A 15,751-nucleotide genomic window follows, 5' to 3' on the forward strand; every position below is an offset into this window, starting at 1 on the left:
GGTTCACCTGTTGCTTGTATTGCCGCTATTTCTTGGGTAAAGCCACCGCCAGCGTGCTGACACCGCGCAGGCGGATGGCATAGCCGTCCTGATGCCGCAGGTCAGCCGTCTCCAGCGCCTCGGGCTTGCGCCCATAACGCGACGTGACCTGGGTCAGCGTTTGCAGGAAACGCTGCGTGCGGGCCAGCACCTCAGGGCTCAGACCACTGCCGAGCTCGAGCACCGCACCGGTGTCCAGGCGCGCGCGCCAGCCCCCGCGCGGGGTCAGTTCGAGCTGTTCCAGACCCAGGTCCATCAATTCAAAAGGCGGCTGCAAGGCCTGGTACATGGCCAACACCTGGGCCGAATGACCGTCCGGGCCATTCAAGCGCGGCAGATTGTCTTGCTCAAGCTCGCCGAGGTTGGCTTCAAACACTTCACCGAAGTTATTCAGCAGCCGGGACTCGCTCTCCGCGCCCCAGTAGGCCACCGCCTGGTGTTCCAGCAGTTGCACCCGCAGCCGGTTGGGAAAGTCGCGATGGACCACGGCCTGGCGTACCCAGGGCACCGACTCAAAAGCCTTTCGCGCCTGCATCAGGTCCAGCGTCAGGAAAGTGCCGCTCAGGCGCGGGACCACATTGGCGCGCAGCGTCACCGCATTGTTGTGCGTCACCTCGCCCGTCACCGCGATGGCCCGAATGGCAAACAGCTCAAGCCGCGATGCCCACAGCACCCCTGCGCTCACCAGCAGCAAGGTCAGGGCCACGAACAAAGCGGATGCCGTCAGGTTCATGAGTTTCACATCCAGCGGCGCGGGCAGCGAGACTTTCATGCAGGCTCCGTGGAGGGTTGCTGGGCATCGCCACCGGCGGCGGCATAGTCCAGCGTGGCATGGCGCAACACCTCCAGGCACAGCGCCGGGTAGCTGACACCGGCGGCCTTGGCCGCCATGGGCACCAGTGAGTGCGGCGTCATGCCGGGCGAGGTGTTGATTTCCAGCAAAAAGGGCGCGCGTGTGCGGGCGTCGATCATCACGTCAACGCGGGCCCAGCCCCGGCATCCCAGCACCTGGTAGGCCTTGAGCGCCAGTTGTTGAATGTGGGCTTCTTCGCCTGCCGGCAGGTTGGCGGGCACCAGGTATTGCGTGGTGTCGGTGAAGTACTTGTTCTGGTAGTCGTAGTTGCCGTCCGGCGCCACGATGCGGATCACCGGCAGCGCGTGGGCGCCAGCGCCCGACCCGAGCAGGGGAATCGTCACTTCATCACCTTTGACAAACTGCTCACACAGCACCATGGCGTCATGCCGGGCGGCCAGGGCATAGGCTGCACCGCACTGCTCTATTTGCGTGACTTTGGTCAGGCCGATGGTGGAGCCTTCCCGGTCGGGCTTCACAATCATCGGGCTGCCCAGCGCGGCGAAGGCTTCGCTCGTGGCCGCTGCACTGTCCACCTGCCGCCACTCGGGCGTCGGCAGTCCCTCGCTGCGCCAGATGCGCTTGGTCATGACCTTGTCGATGGCAATGCTGGAGGCCATGACGCCGGAGCCCGTGTACGGGATGCCGAGCAGTTCAAGCGCACCCTGCACCGTGCCGTCTTCACCAAAGCGGCCGTGCAAGGCAATAAAACAATGTGAAAAACCCTCAACCTTGAGCTCGGCCAGATCGCGCTCGGCTGGGTCAAACGCATGGGCATCAACCCCTTGCGAAATCAGCGCCTGCAGCACGCCCTGCCCGGACATCAGCGACACCTCACGCTCTGCCGAGGCGCCGCCCATCAGCACCGCCACCTTGCCCAGGCGTGCCGCCACGCCGCCCAGGGTCGTCCCGGCGGGCTGCTGGCTCGCGCCGTCATTTATGCCAATTTGACTCATAGCCCACGTCCTCCCTGCGGTATTAGCTCTGAAATTTGTAGCATCTCAAGCACCTTGGCCGGCACGGCGCCGATCGAGCCGGCGCCCATGCACAGCACCACATCGCCATCCCTGGCGTTGTCCGCAATGGCCTGCGGCATCGCGGCGATGTCATCGACAAACACCGGCTCGATGCGACCCGCCACACGCAGCGCCCGCGCCAGCGTACGGCCATCGGCCGCCACAATCGGCGCTTCGCCGGCGCCGTAGACTTCGGCCAGCAACACCGCGTCAGCCTGCGCAATCACTTTGATGAAGTCTTCGAAGCAGTCGCGCGTGCGGGTGAAACGATGCGGCTGGAACGCCAGCACCAGACGCCGACCCGGAAAAGCCCCGCGCGCCGCCGCCAGCGTGGCCGCCATCTCGACCGGATGATGGCCATAGTCGTCAATCAGCGTGAACGTGCCGCCGTCCTGGGCCCTCACCTCGCCGTAACGCTGGAAACGCCGCCCGACGCCTTTGAAGCCAGCCAGGGCTTTTTGCACCACTGCGTCCGCTATGTTGAGCTCCACCGCCACCGCAATCGCCGACAGGGCATTGAGCACGTTGTGCCGCCCAGCCAGGTTCAGCACCACATCCAGGTCGGGCAGCACAACGCCATTGCGCCGCTGCACCGTGAAATGCATTTGCCCATCCACCGCGCGCACATTCACGGCGCGCAGTTCAGCGCCTTCCTCAAAACCATAGCTGCTGATCGGGCAGGTGACCTGCGGCACGATGTCACGCACGGCAGGATCATCGGTGCACAAAATGGCGGTGCCGTAAAAAGGCATGCGATGCAGAAAATCGACAAACGCCTGTTTGAGGCGGCCAAAGTCATGGCCATAGGTCTCCATGTGGTCGGCGTCGATATTGGTCACCACCGCCATCACCGGCGACAGGTTCAGGAACGAGGCGTCGGACTCATCGGCCTCGACCACGATGTAATCGCCCTGCCCCAAACGCGCATTGACGCCGGCACTGTTGAGGCGCCCGCCAATCACAAAGGTCGGGTCCAGGCCGGCCTCGGCCAGCACGCTGGCGACCAGGCTGGTGGTGGTGGTCTTGCCGTGGGTGCCGGCAATGGCGATGCCGGTTTTCAGCCGCATCAGCTCGGCCAGCATCACGGCGCGCGGCACCACCGGAATGTGTTTCTCGCGTGCGCTCAGCACTTCGGGGTTGTCGGCCTGCACGGCGGTGGAGGTGACCACCGCATCGGCGCCCGCCACATGGGCCGCCTCGTGGCCCACATAGGTCTGGATGCCCAAGCTGGCCAGGCGCTGCAAGGTGGCGCTGTCGGCCAGGTCCGAGCCGGAGATGGTGTAGCCCAGATTGAGCAAGATCTCGGCGATGCCGGACATGCCAACACCGCCGACACCGACAAAGTGGATGTGTTTGATCGCGTGTTTCATACGGTCAGCTCCTTGATCACGGTCTGAGGGTGGCGGCTAATTATTTGAGTCTTTTTGACCGCTAGCCCCCGTGTTATATGCCTTGTATGCTCTTGTTTTTGTAGTATTTTCTGGACGCAGCGGTCGTCGTCGTTTGAATTGCCAAACTGGTTATGAGCCGCGTTCTTGTTTTTTATGCGTTGTATCCCCCCCCTCTCCCCCAACCCCTCTCCACCCCCGCCGGGGCGGAAAGGGGAGCCAACAGCCACATTTGGCCGCGTGTTTGAAGGTGGGAAATAGGCGCGCAATGGCACGCTGGCCTTGAACTGACTGAGTAGTTTTTCGATAGGTTGCTGACACTTTGGGGCCAACTGAGGCTGCGCAGAAACTGACTTGAGCGCCTCGTTCCTATGTTGCGGCCACTTTGAGGCCAGCGCACCCACGATCACCCGATTTCCCACCTTCAAACACGCGCCCACATGAGGCTCCCCTCTTTCGCCCGGCGGGGCGAGAGAGGGGTTGGGGGAGTGAGTGGGGGAAAAATGGCAAGAGACAAGTCCTTCCCCGTCAACCGCAGCACATTCAAACGAGCCAAGAACCAAACCGGACCCTGCGGCCATTGACTCAGACACAACAAGAGAGAACCGAGAAGAAAAATTATTCATCGAACCACCTCCTCGCAAGCCGCGACGATCTTGTGTGTAGCGTCAAGTTTTTGAAGCTTTTTGGCCTCCAGCCCCCGTCCCATAAGCTCAATACGCTCTGTTTTTTGCAGCATATCAGCCAACCATTCAGGGCTCAGCTCTGACTGGGGTTTCAGCCAGCCAGCGCCCTGATCCACCAGAAAGCGGGCATTGCTGGTTTGATGGTCGTCCACGGCCGACGGAAACGGCACAAACAGGGCGGCCGCACCGACTGCGGCAATCTCGGTCACGGTGCTGGCACCGGCGCGGCAGAGCACCAGATCGGCCCCGGCCATGGCTTGCGCGGTGTCGTCAATGAACGGCGTGAGTTCGGCCTGGACCCCGGCGCCGGCATAGTTGGCACGCAAGGCGTCAATCTGCCTGGCGCCGCTTTGGTGCGTGACGATGGGGCGCGCCTGCGGTGGCAGCAGCGCCAGTGCGCGCGGCACGATGTCGTTCAAGGCCCTGGCGCCCAGGCTGCCGCCCAGCACCAGCAGCTTGAGCGGCCCAGCGCGACCGGCAAAGCGGGTCGCAGGATCAGGCACCTGGAGGAACGCGGCGCGCAAGGGGTTGCCAACCCAGTGCCCGTTGGGCAAGACATCCGGAAACGCCGTAAAGACCCGCGTGGCGAATCGGGCCAGCACCTTGTTGGCCATGCCGGCGACTGAATTTTGCTCATGCAAGATCAGTGCCTTGCCCAGCAGCACGCTCATCAGTCCGGCCGGCAAGGTGATGTAGCCGCCCAGGCCCAACACCACATCGGGCTGGACGCGGCGCAGCAGGGCGACGCTCTGCCAGCAGGCGCGCAACAGACGCCAGGGCAAGCGCACCAGGGTGCCCAGGCCCTTGCCGCGCACACCGGAAAAATCTATCGACTCGAAGGCAAAGCCTTGTGGCGGCACCAACTGGCTTTCCATGCTCGGCTGACTCGCAGTCCCCGCGCCGCCGAGCCAGTGCACGCGCCAGCCGCGCTCGCGCAGGGCATGCGCCAGTGCCAGCCCAGGAAAGATATGGCCGCCCGTGCCGCCCGCCATGATCAGGGCAGTACCGTGGGTCATGAGCGCCGACGGGCCGCCCCTAGGCGCGAGGGCCCCCTCGGGGGGCAGCGAAGCACACGCAGTGGCGAGCGTGGGGGCCATATTCATACCCGCCCTCCGTGCATCAACTGGCGGTTCTCGTGGTCCACGCGCAGCACGACGGCAATCGCCACCAGATTGATCAGAATGGCGGAGCCACCATAACTCATCAGCGGCAGCGTCAGGCCCTTGGTCGGCAGCGCGCCCAGATTGACGCCGATGTTGATGAAGGCCTGGAAACCGACCCAGATGCCCACGCCCTGCGCCACCAGGCCGGCAAACACCCGGTCCAGTGCAATCGCCTGGCGCCCGATGTGCATCATGCGCCGGGTCAACCACAGGAACAGGCCAATGACGAAAACCACACCGACCAGACCAAACTCTTCACCAATCACGGCCAGCAGAAAATCGGTGTGGGCCTCGGGCAGCCAGTGCAGCTTTTCAACACTGCCGCCCAAACCGACACCAAAAATCTCACCCCGGCCAATGGCGATCAGCGAATGGGTGAGCTGGTAGCCCTTGGCCAGCGCATTCTCTTCACTCCAGGGGTCCAGGTAGGCAAAAATGCGCGCGCGCCGGTAGTCGTTGAAGGCGATCATCATCATGAAAGCCCCCACCAGCACCGTGGCGATCAGAAAGAACATGCGGGCATTGACGCCGCCCAGAAACAGGATGCCCATCGCAATCATGGCAATCACCATGAACGCGCCCATGTCCGGCTCGGCCAGCAGCAGCACGCCCACCACCGCCACCGCCGCACCCATGGGCAACACGGCACGGAAGAAATGCTCCTTGACGTCCATCTTGCGCACCATGTAATCGGCCGCGTACAGCAGCACCGTGAGCTTGGCCAATTCGGACGGCTGAAAGCTCAAGAGCCCGAGCGCAATCCAGCGCCGGGCACCGTAGACTACTTTCCCGACATGCGGAACCAGCACCAGGCCCAGCAGGATCAGCGACAGCACAAACAGCCAACCAGCCGACTTTTCCCACGTCGCCAGCGGTACCTGAAACGCCAGCAGCGCGGCGACAAAGGCCATCACCAGCCACATCGCGTGGCGGACCAGGAAATAGCTGTGGGTGTAACGGGCAAAGCGCGGGTTTTCCGGCATCGCAATCGAGGCCGAATAAACCATCACCAAGCCCCAGGCCAGCAACGCCACCGTCACCCAGACCAGCGCCTGGTCAAAGCCCAGCACCGGTGTCGGAACGCTGCCGGTGGCGGCGCGCCGGGTGGCGCCCAGGCGCACCGGCAGCGAATCGCCCACCGGCCCGGTCAGCGCGTAAAACCATTTCTTCATGGCGCAGCACCTTCCCACGCCGCCCCGGCGGCGCTGGCGAGCTCGCCCACCGCTTGCGCGAACACCTGGGCCCGGTGCTCGTAGTTGTCAAACATGTCAAAGCTGGCACAGGCTGGCGACAGCAGCACCGCGTCGCCCGCGTGCGCCTGGGCATTGGCCAGCGCGACTGCCTGCGCCATGGACTCGGCCTCCAGCAGCGGCACGTGGGTGGCTTGCAGCGCAGCGCGCAAGAGCGGAGCGTCGCGCCCGATCAGCACCACGGCGCGGGCGTAGCGCGACACCGGATCGACCAGCGGCGCGAAGTCCTGCCCCTTGCCCTCGCCGCCCAGGATGACGATCACCTTGCGCTCAGACCCCAGGCCGGCGAGCGCCGCCACCGTCGCACCTACATTGGTGCCTTTGCTGTCGTCGAAGAATTCCACTTCATTGAAGATGCCAATCGGCGCCACCCGGTGCGGCTCGCCCCGGTAGTCGCGCAGGCCGTAGAGCATCGGGCCCAGCGCACAGCCGGCGGCTTGAGCCAATGCCAGCGCCGCCAACGCGTTGACTGCGTTGTGGCGGCCGCGAATGCGCAGGGCGTCGGCCGGCATCAGGCGCTGCAGAAACAGCTCGGGCGTTTCACCCTTGCGATTCTTGAGCGTTTCGTCGGCCTCCAGCGCGCGCACCAGCCACAGCATGCCGTTGACCTGCTCCAGTCCGAAGTCGCCCGGACGTCGCGGCAGGTCAGCGCCGAAGGTGACATGGGCGCGTAGCTGGGGGCGTTGCAGCTTGACCCGCACCGGCTCTGGCAGCATCGCCATGACCTGGGGGTCTTCCCGGTTCAAAATCATCAGGCCGGTCGCGCCAAAGACATGGGCCTTGGCGGCCACGTAAGCCGCCATGCTGCCATGCCAGTCCAGATGGTCTTGCGTGATGTTGAGCACCGCAGCGGCGCTGGGCTCGAAGCCTGTTTCGCCCTCCAGTTGAAAGCTCGACAACTCGATGACCCAGACCTCGGGCAGTGTGCCGGCCGCCAGATGCTGGATCAGCGTGTCAAGCAAGGTCGGTCCGATATTGCCGGCCACCGCGACGCTTTTGCCACCGCGCTCCACCAGCAGTCCGGTCAGTGCGGTGACGGTGGTCTTGCCGTTGGTGCCTGTGACGGCCAGCACTTTTGGCGTGTAATTCTGCGTTGCCTTCAAGTCAGCCAGTGCTTGGGAAAACAAGCCTAATTCGCCTGTAGCCCTGATGCCAATTGTGTTAGCAGCTTCTATAACTGTAGCGACATCAAGCGGTGACAAACCTGGACTCTTGAACACCGCGCGCACATCGGTGCCCACGACAAGCGCTGCGTCAAAGGCACCGCTGATGAACTGGGCCGCGGGCAACTCGCGTTGCAAGGCGGCCAGCTGTGGCGGCGCGCTGCGCGTGTCAGCCACCGTCACCCGCGCGCCGCAGCGCGCACACCAGCGCGCCATGGCCAGGCCCGAGGCGCCCAGGCCCAGAATCAGCACGTGTTGGTCTTGCAGCGCGTTCATGGTTACCGCAGCTTCAAGGTGGACAGGCCGACCAGGCACAAGAGCATGGTGATGATCCAGAAACGCACCACGACCTGCGTTTCTTTCCAGCCGCTTTTCTCAAAGTGATGGTGCAAGGGCGCCATCTTGAACAGGCGCCGCCCCTGGCCAGAACGCTTCTTGGTGAACTTGAACCAGCTCACCTGCAACATGACCGACAGCGCCTCCACCACAAAAACGCCGCCCATGATGGCCAGCACGATTTCCTGGCGCACGATCACCGCGACCGTGCCCAACGCTGCCCCCAGGGCCAAGGCGCCCACGTCACCCATGAACACCTGGGCTGGATGGGTGTTGAACCACAAGAAGGCCAGACCCGCGCCCGACATGGCGGAACAGAAAATCAGCAGCTCGCCCGCGCCCGGAATGTGCGGGAAGAACAGGTATTTGGAATACACCGCACTGCCCGTCACGTAGGCAAAAATGCCCAGGCAGCTGCCCACCAGCACCACCGGCATGATGGCCAAACCGTCCAGACCATCGGTCAGATTCACCGCGTTGCTGGCGCCCACAATCACCAGATAGGACAGGATGACAAAGCCGAGCACACCCAGCGGATAGCTGATCTCCTTGAAGAACGGCAGCAGCAGCCCGGCCTTGGGTGGCAAATTCAGATCAAAGCCCGAGCGCACCCAGCTGAAAAAAAGCTCCAGCACGCGCATATTGGAGTTCTCCGAAATGCTGAACACCAGATACAGGGCGGCCAGCAGGCCAATGAACGATTGCCAGAAATATTTTTCGTGCGAGCGCATGCCCTCCGGGTCTTTGTTGACGACCTTGCGCCAGTCATCGACCCAGCCGATCGCGCCAAATCCGAGCGTGACGAGCAGCACGATCCAGACAAAGCGGTTGCTCAGATCAACCCATAACAAGGTGGCAATGACGATGCACAGCAGAATCAGGGCCCCGCCCATGGTGGGCGTGCCGCTCTTGCTCAGATGCGAGTCCATGCCATAGCCGCGAATCGGCTGACCAATCTTGAGTTCCGTCAAGCGGCGAATGACGAACGGCCCCGCCGCCAGACCCATCAACAGCGCTGTCAAGGCCGCCATGACGGCACGAAACGTCAGGTACTGGAAGACCCGCAGAAAACCGAATTCAGGCGACAGCGTCTGCAACCACTGGGCGAGGCTAGGCAGCATGATCGGCATCCTTGTCTGGTTGGGTCTGATGAAGAACGGCCTCGACCACCCGTTCCATCTTCATGAAACGTGAGCCTTTGACCAGCACGCTGCCGATGCGCGGCAGTTCGGCCAGCACCGCCGCCTGCAGCGACTGGTTGTCGGCAAAATGGCGGCCGGCGCCGAAACTGGTCGCGGCAGCGGCTGACAACTCACCCAGCGTGAACAAGGACTCGACGCCCAGCGCACGGGCATGTTGGCCGGCCTCGGCATGGAACTGCGGTCCCTGGTCCCCCACTTCACCCATGTCGCCCAGCACCAGCAAGCGTGGCCCCGGCAAACTGGCCAGCACGTCAATGGCGGCACGCACCGAATCCGGGTTGGCGTTGTAGCTGTCGTCCACCAGCGTGATCTGGCGCGCGCCAATCTGGATCAGCAGGGCGCGCGAGCGTCCCTTGACCGGCTCAAAGGCACTCAGGCCTCGGGCAATGTGCTTAAGAGGGACACCAGCCGCCAAGGTACATGCCACCGCCGCCAATGAGTTCTTGACGTTGTGCAAGCCCGCAATCGGCAAGGTGTACTGCAAGGCGCCCGCAGGCGTGCTGACCGCGACCTGCCAGGCGACGCCGGACCAGTCGGCTTGCAGACAACGCACCTGCGCCGCGCCAGCCCCATCGGCGGCGCTGCCAAACCGCATGACCACGCGCGACCCGGCCTTGTCCGCCCACAGCGGGCTATAGGTGTCGTCGGCCGGGAACACCGCCACGCCGTGCGCCGGCAGCGCGTCAATGACCGAGCCGTTTTCCTGCGCCACCCGCTCGACGGTGGCCATGAATTCGAGGTGCTCGCGCTGCGCGTTGTTGACCAGCGCCACGGTGGGTTGGGCAATGGCAGCCAGCGTCGCAATTTCACCGGGATGGTTCATGCCCAGCTCAACCACCGCGATTTCGTGCTGGCGACGCAAACGCAGCACGGTGAGCGGCACGCCGATGTCGTTGTTCAAATTGCCTTGCGTGGATAGATACGCCTGCGGCTTGTAGGCGCGCAGGATGGCGGCAATCATCTGCGTCACCGTGGTCTTGCCGTTGCTGCCGGTGACGGCGATCAGCGGCAGCGTGAACTGGGCGCGCCACTGGGTGGCCAGTTGCGCCAGCGCCAGTTTGGTGTCGGGCACCAGCAAGCCGGGCAGGCCAACAGCGCGCAATTTGGCCTCGACGTCGCCGGCGTCGCTGGCTTGGCAAACGGCCGCCACCGCACCTTGCGCCTTGGCCTGGGCCAGAAAATCATGGGCGTCAAAATGCTCACCACGCAAAGCCACGAACAGGTCACCCGGCGCCAGCGTGCGGGTGTCGGTGTGCACGCGTTCAATCAGGACGTCCGCGCCGTCTGTACCGGTCACGTTGACCAGGCGTGCGTTGCCGAGCCAGGATGCGGCCTGTTGCAAGGTCATCATTGAGCCAACTCCCGACTCGCCGCGACGAGTTGCGCCATTGCCAGCATGTTTTTAAGCTTTCTGGCCTCTAGCCCCCGTCTCATCTGCGTAATGTGCTCTTGTTTTTGTAGTATATTTTCAACGCGAGCGGCCCAGCCACTGGAAACTTCAAACCGGTTTTCTGCAACTTTTTTATTTTTTAGGCGTTGTATTCCCCCCCTCTCCCCCAACCCCTCTCCACCCCCGCCGGGGCGGAAAGGGGAGCCAACAGCCACATTTGGCCGCGTCTTGAAAGGTGGGAAAAAGGTGCGCATGGGCACGTTGCCATCAAACTGATTGAGTGGTTTTTCGATTTGCTGCAAGCACTCCAAGGCCCGCTGGCGCGGCGCGGAAATTGACTTACACAGCCTGTCAATACGTTGCGGCCACTTGGAGGCCAGCGCGCGGTGGTGCACCAGAGTTCCCACCTTCACTGACGCGGCCAAATGGAGCTCCCCTCTTTCGCCCGGCGGGGCGAGAGAGGGGTTGGGGGAGTGAGTGGGGGAAAAATGGCAAGAAACAAATCCTGACGAGTCAACCACAGTGCATTCACGAAAGCCAAGAACCCCATGGATTCCCCCAGACGATTGCTCAGCCAAGGGCAAGGCCAACGAATCCGCACCAAAGCAATTCATCATCGCGCTCATGCCTGCGCTCCCGGCTCGGCGGTCGGTCCAGCGTCAGGCGAAACCCACTGGCCCAATGCCCGCCGCACCTGCTCGGCGTCCGAGAACGGCAGGCGCTGGCCCGCCACCTCCTGGTAGTCTTCATGGCCTTTACCGGCGATCAGCAGCACATCCTGGGGTGCGGCCTGCGCGATCGCCTGTGCAATCGCCCGCGCCCGGTCGGGTTCGACCGTCAGCGCGGGGTAACCGGTCAGGCCAAGCAATATCTGGCTGATGATGGCATCGGGCCTTTCGCTGCGCGGGTTGTCGCTGGTGACCACCACGCAGTCGGCGTGGCTGGCCGCGATCGCGCCCATCAGGGGTCGCTTGGCCGTATCGCGGTCACCGCCACAACCAAAAACACACCAGAGCCGACCGCCGCGCTGATCAGCCAAGGGGCGCAGCGCCTGCAGTGCTTTGCCCAGGGCGTCGGGCGTGTGGGCGTAGTCCACTGCGGCCAGCGGTTGGCCTGGCGCCCCCCAACATTCCATTCGTCCGGGCACCGCAGTCAAGTCGGCACAGGACGCGACGACCGCTGCCAGCGGCACGCCCAGGCAACGCATGGCCGCCATCACGCCCAACAGGTTGGCGACGTTGTAGCTCCCGATCAGCCGGGTCTGCAGCACATGGCGCTGACCCGCCCCGCCTGGGCCGTTCGCGCCGTCAGGCCCGTGCTCCAGCACCGTAAAGCGCAAACCCGGCGCATCATGAACAATGTCGCAGGCCTGCAGCCGGGCCTCTGCAACGCAAGACACAGTCCAGACATCGAGCAGTTTGCCGCGCAGCGTTTCAGCCAACTCAGCACCCTGCGGGTCATCAATATTGATGACAGCCGACTGCAGTCCCGGCCACTGAAACAGGCTCGCCTTGACCTGCCAATAAGCCGCCATGGCGCCGTGGTAATCCAGATGGTCTTGCGTGAAGTTGGTGAAGATAGCGGTCCGGATGTGGGTGCCGTTCAGCCGCTGTTCTTGCAGGCCGATGGAGGACGCCTCCAGCGCGCAAGCTTGGAACCCGCGGTCCACAAAGCGCCGCAAGGCTTGCTGCAGCAGCACCGGATCGGGCGTGGTCAGGCCGGTCGCCACCATGCCGGCGAGGGGATCAGCGCCGTGCGCTGCGACAAGCCCGACGGGCGGCTGTCCAGACGCTGGTGGCGGCGGTGTTCCTATGCCTAAAGTACCCACCAACCCGCATGGAATGGGCGTAACAAGCTTCAAATTCGATAGCGCTTGTGCCAGCCACCAGGCAGTGGATGTTTTGCCGTTGGTGCCGGTCACTGCCAGCACGTCCAGTTGTTGCGAGGGCTGGTCGAAATACGCGGCGGCAATCAGGCCACTGGCGGCTTTGAGATTGGCGTAAGCGGCGACCTTGTCGCTGCTGAAGGCATAAGCCTCGGCGCCCAAGCGCTCGACCAGGCAGGCGCCAGCGCCGCTGGCCAAGGCACTCGCCACAAACTGACGCGCATCAGCAGCCGCGCCGGGCCAGGCAATGAAGCCGTCGCCGGGCTGCAGCTTGCGGCTGTCGGTTTGCAGCGTGCCAGTGACACGGCTGCGCAACCAGGCGACAGCCTCAATGGGCGTTTGGAACTCGAGCATCAGAGACTCTCCTCTTCCGCCTGCGCCACGATCTGGGGTTTGACCGCCATGTCTGGCTGGACACCCATCATGCGCAGGGTCTGCTGCGCCACCTCGCTGAACACGGGCGCGGCCACCGCGCCACCAAAATACTGTCCGGCACTGGGCTCATCGATCATCACGCCAATGATGATTCGAGGCTTCTCGATTGGCGTCATGCCCACAAACCAGCCCCGGTATTTGCGATTGCCCGCGCTGCCATAACCCTTGCCGATCTGTTTATAAGCGGTGCCCGATTTCCCCCCTACCGAGTAGCCGATGGTTTGCGCTTTCTGCCCCGTGCCACCCGGACCCGCTGCCAGTTGCAGCATCTTGCGGACCTGGCCTGCGGTACGCACCGACAACACCCTCACTCCCAATGCAGGCTCACTGCTCTTGAGCATCGTGATCGGGATAATCTGGCCGTCATTTGAAAAAATGGTGTACGAGCGGGCCATCTGGAACAGCGAGGCCGACAACCCGTAGCCATACGACATGGTGGCCTGCTCGATCGGCCGCCAGGTCTTGTAGGGGCGCAGCCGCCCTGACACCGTGCCCGGAAAACTGATCTGCGGCTTCTGTCCAAAGCCGGCCTGTGAAAATATTTCCCACATTTCGCGCGGCTGCATCTGCATGGCAATCCTGGTGGTGCCAATATTGCTGGATTTTTGAATCACACCCTCTACCGTCAACACACCATTGGGGTGCGAGTCGGAAATAGTCGAACCCGCGATGGTGAGCTTGCCCGCGCCAGTGTCAATGAGGGTCTGCGGTGTGACGCGCCCAGTCTCCAGGGCCAGTCCGATCGTGAACGGCTTCATCACTGAACCGGGCTCAAATGTGTCCGTCAGCGCCCGGTTGCGCAACTGGGCACCGGTCAAGTTTTGCCGTTTGTCGGGCGAGTAACTGGGAAAGTTGGCCAGCGCCAGCACTTCACCGGTCACGACATCGAGCACCACCACACTGCCAGCCTTGGCTTTGCGCAGCAACACGGCATCGCGCAGCTTCTGGTAGGCAAAGAACTGAATCTTGCTGTCAATACTGAGCTGCAGATCACGGCCATCCACCGGCTCAATCTGCTCGCCCACCGACTCAACCACCCGGCCCATTCGGTCTTTGATGACGCCGCGCGACCCGGCATGACCGGCCAGGTCTTTGTTGAAGGCAAGCTCAATGCCCTCCTGGCCCAGGTCTTCCACGTTGGTGAAACCCACCACATGCGCGGCGGCCTCACCTTCGGGATACTGGCGCTTGTATTCCTTGCGTTGGTAAATACCCTTGATGCCCAGCGCAGCGATCTGCTTGGCAACAGGGTCATCCACCTGGCGTTTGAGCCAGACAAAGGTCTTGTCTTCGTTCGCCAATCGCTTGTTGAGCTCAGCCATGGGCATCTCCAGCAGTTGGGCCAACTGCTGCAAACGGGCCGGGTCGCGCTCCACATCTTCGGGAATGGCCCAGATGCTTGGGGCCGGAATGCTGGACGCGAGGATCAAGCCGTTGCGGTCCAGAATGCGGCCCCGATTGGCCGGCAAGGCGAGCGTGCGTCCAAACCGAACCTGGCCTTGTTTTTGAAAGAAATCATTGGCCACGACCTGAATATAGGCAGCGCGTGTAATCAGGCCGACCGAGCCCAGCGCGATGGCCGCCACAATGAACTTGCTGCGCCACAGCGGCGTGCGACTCGCCAGCAAAGGGCTTGAGGTGTAGGCAATGCTGCGGCTCATGGAACGCCCGCACCAGTAGCCGAGCCCGCATGGCCCGACGCGGGGTCACCAGGCACCAAAGTGGTGGCTGCGGCGACGCTGCCAAAGTTGACGTAATGCGTGATGGCAGGCGTGGCCGTGTGCATTTGCAATTTTGCAATCGCGAGGCGCTCTACACGCGAGGGCGTGGCCTGCGCCCGTTTTTCCACCTGCAGGCGCTCCTTGTCGACTTCCAGGCGGCGCGCCTCGGAGTTGGCCTGGTCCAGCGCGGAAAACAGTCGGCGTGACTCGTACTGCACATTCACCAGGTACAAGGCGCTGGCGAGCACGGCCAACAGCAGAACCAGGTTCAATCGGGTCATGATGCTGTCCTCTGTGCCACACGCATGATCGCGCTGCGCGCACGCGGGTTGGCGCTCACCTCGGCGGCGCTGGGCCTGAGGCGCGCGAGCGCCTTGAGTTGCATCACCTTGGGCGGCGCAAAAGGGGCGCGCCGGTCATAGACGTCGCGTGAATGCTGGGCGATGAATTGTTTGACGATGCGGTCTTCCAGCGAATGGAAACTGATAACGACCAGGCGCCCGCCCGGGGCCAACACCAGCAGGCTGGCTGCTAACGCCTGTTGCAGCTCTTCAAGCTCGGCGTTGATAAAAATCCGAAAAGCCTGAAAGGTGCGCGTGGCGGGGTTCTGGCCCGGCTCGCGGGTCTTGACCGTGTCAGCCACGAGCTGGGCCAGCTCGGTGGTGCTTGAAATGGGGCCCCGTTCCTGTCGGCGAGCAACAATCGCCTTTGCAATGGGCCCAGCAAACCGTTCTTCACCATAGTCACGTATCACCTCCGCTATTTTCTCGGTCTCGGCATTTGCCAGCCACTGCGCCACGCTGATGCCGCGCGTCGTGTCCATGCGCATGTCCAGTGGCCCCTCGAACCGGAAGCTGAAACCCCGCGCCGGGTTGTCAATTTGGGGTGAACTGATCCCCAGGTCAAGCAACACACCGGCCACACTCGCCGGGGGCAGTTCGTCGAGATGACTGAAACCCTGGTGCCGAATGGAGAAACGTGAATCATGGATGTTGCCGGCCTCGACCAGTGCCTCGGCATCCTTGTCAAAGGCAATCAGCCGATCGGTCGGCGTCATCCGGGAGAGAATGAGACGGCTGTGGCCGCCGCGACCAAAGGTGGCGTCCACATAAACCTGCGCGCCTGTGGCAGATGCATCGGCCGTGGCGTCCGGGTTGCAGAACAGAGCGTCCACCGCTTCATTCAACAACACGGTGGTGTGTGTCAAAGACGTTTCCACCGTGC

13 protein-coding genes are annotated in these 15,751 nt (G+C 63.2%); all 13 read right to left on the reverse strand.

Annotation, left to right across the window (positions count from 1 at the left end):
* Positions 1–25 precede the first annotated feature (25 nt).
* Positions 26–811, reverse strand: coding sequence for a cell division protein FtsQ/DivIB (locus RFER_RS17325; RefSeq protein ID WP_011465694.1), 786 nt, complete (start codon positions 809–811; stop codon positions 26–28).
* Positions 808–1,848: a D-alanine--D-alanine ligase gene (locus RFER_RS17330; protein WP_011465695.1), complete on the reverse strand. Its 1,041-nt coding sequence runs from the start codon at positions 1,846–1,848 to the stop codon at positions 808–810. Before RFER_RS17330 ends, RFER_RS17325 begins: the two co-directional genes overlap by 4 nt.
* Positions 1,845–3,278 (reverse strand): UDP-N-acetylmuramate--L-alanine ligase, encoded by a 1,434-nt coding sequence (gene murC, locus RFER_RS17335; protein WP_011465696.1) that lies wholly within the window; start codon positions 3,276–3,278, stop codon positions 1,845–1,847. The genes RFER_RS17330 and murC overlap by 4 nt, the downstream gene beginning before the upstream one ends.
* A gap of 640 nt (positions 3,279–3,918) precedes the next feature.
* Positions 3,919–4,998: an undecaprenyldiphospho-muramoylpentapeptide beta-N-acetylglucosaminyltransferase gene (gene murG, locus RFER_RS17345; RefSeq protein WP_041792745.1), complete on the reverse strand. Its 1,080-nt coding sequence runs from the start codon at positions 4,996–4,998 to the stop codon at positions 3,919–3,921.
* Positions 4,999–5,081: 83 nt separating this feature from the next.
* Complete coding sequence (gene ftsW / locus RFER_RS17350) at positions 5,082–6,317, reverse strand: putative lipid II flippase FtsW (RefSeq protein WP_011465698.1); 1,236 nt, start codon at positions 6,315–6,317, stop codon at positions 5,082–5,084.
* Entirely contained in the window at positions 6,314–7,834 is a 1,521-nt protein-coding gene (gene murD / locus RFER_RS17355; RefSeq protein WP_011465699.1) for a UDP-N-acetylmuramoyl-L-alanine--D-glutamate ligase, read from the reverse strand. The genes ftsW and murD overlap by 4 nt, the downstream gene beginning before the upstream one ends.
* Positions 7,835–7,836: 2 nt before the next feature.
* Positions 7,837–9,015 (reverse strand): phospho-N-acetylmuramoyl-pentapeptide-transferase, encoded by a 1,179-nt coding sequence (gene mraY, locus RFER_RS17360; RefSeq protein WP_011465700.1) that lies wholly within the window; start codon positions 9,013–9,015, stop codon positions 7,837–7,839.
* On the reverse strand, positions 9,005–10,447 hold the full coding sequence (locus RFER_RS17365; protein WP_011465701.1) for a UDP-N-acetylmuramoyl-tripeptide--D-alanyl-D-alanine ligase: 1,443 nt from the start codon (positions 10,445–10,447) through the stop codon (positions 9,005–9,007). Before RFER_RS17365 ends, mraY begins: the two co-directional genes overlap by 11 nt.
* Complete coding sequence (locus RFER_RS24215; RefSeq protein WP_166485752.1) at positions 10,444–11,112, reverse strand: hypothetical protein; 669 nt, start codon at positions 11,110–11,112, stop codon at positions 10,444–10,446. Before RFER_RS24215 ends, RFER_RS17365 begins: the two co-directional genes overlap by 4 nt.
* Positions 11,109–12,725: a Mur ligase family protein gene (locus RFER_RS17375; protein WP_011465702.1), complete on the reverse strand. Its 1,617-nt coding sequence runs from the start codon at positions 12,723–12,725 to the stop codon at positions 11,109–11,111. Before RFER_RS17375 ends, RFER_RS24215 begins: the two co-directional genes overlap by 4 nt.
* On the reverse strand, positions 12,725–14,467 hold the full coding sequence (locus RFER_RS17380) for a peptidoglycan D,D-transpeptidase FtsI family protein (protein WP_011465703.1): 1,743 nt from the start codon (positions 14,465–14,467) through the stop codon (positions 12,725–12,727). Before RFER_RS17380 ends, RFER_RS17375 begins: the two co-directional genes overlap by 1 nt.
* Entirely contained in the window at positions 14,464–14,808 is a 345-nt protein-coding gene (gene ftsL, locus RFER_RS17385) for a cell division protein FtsL (RefSeq protein WP_011465704.1), read from the reverse strand. Before ftsL ends, RFER_RS17380 begins: the two co-directional genes overlap by 4 nt.
* Positions 14,805–15,746, reverse strand: coding sequence for a 16S rRNA (cytosine(1402)-N(4))-methyltransferase RsmH (gene rsmH, locus RFER_RS17390; RefSeq protein WP_041790925.1), 942 nt, complete (start codon positions 15,744–15,746; stop codon positions 14,805–14,807). The genes ftsL and rsmH overlap by 4 nt, the downstream gene beginning before the upstream one ends.
* Between the last annotated feature and the right edge of the window lie 5 nt (positions 15,747–15,751).

It is taken from the genome of Rhodoferax ferrireducens T118, from assembly GCF_000013605.1.
Taxonomy (GTDB): domain Bacteria; phylum Pseudomonadota; class Gammaproteobacteria; order Burkholderiales; family Burkholderiaceae_C; genus Rhodoferax; species Rhodoferax ferrireducens.

Coding starts and splice junctions, on each gene's coding strand:
- RFER_RS17380 (WP_011465703.1), bottom strand. CDS start 14,467: ATGAGCCGCAGCATTGCCTACACCTCAAGCCCTTTGCTGGCGAGTCGC.
- RFER_RS17330 (WP_011465695.1), bottom strand. CDS start 1,848: ATGAGTCAAATTGGCATAAATGACGGCGCGAGCCAGCAGCCCGCCGGG.
- murC (WP_011465696.1), bottom strand. CDS start 3,278: ATGAAACACGCGATCAAACACATCCACTTTGTCGGTGTCGGCGGTGTT.
- murG (WP_041792745.1), bottom strand. CDS start 4,998: ATGACCCACGGTACTGCCCTGATCATGGCGGGCGGCACGGGCGGCCAT.
- murD (WP_011465699.1), bottom strand. CDS start 7,834: ATGAACGCGCTGCAAGACCAACACGTGCTGATTCTGGGCCTGGGCGCC.
- RFER_RS24215 (WP_166485752.1), bottom strand. CDS start 11,112: ATGAGCGCGATGATGAATTGCTTTGGTGCGGATTCGTTGGCCTTGCCC.
- ftsL (WP_011465704.1), bottom strand. CDS start 14,808: ATGACCCGATTGAACCTGGTTCTGCTGTTGGCCGTGCTCGCCAGCGCC.
- RFER_RS17375 (WP_011465702.1), bottom strand. CDS start 12,725: ATGCTCGAGTTCCAAACGCCCATTGAGGCTGTCGCCTGGTTGCGCAGC.
- RFER_RS17365 (WP_011465701.1), bottom strand. CDS start 10,447: ATGATGACCTTGCAACAGGCCGCATCCTGGCTCGGCAACGCACGCCTG.
- RFER_RS17325 (WP_011465694.1), bottom strand. CDS start 811: ATGAAAGTCTCGCTGCCCGCGCCGCTGGATGTGAAACTCATGAACCTG.
- mraY (WP_011465700.1), bottom strand. CDS start 9,015: ATGCTGCCTAGCCTCGCCCAGTGGTTGCAGACGCTGTCGCCTGAATTC.
- ftsW (WP_011465698.1), bottom strand. CDS start 6,317: ATGAAGAAATGGTTTTACGCGCTGACCGGGCCGGTGGGCGATTCGCTG.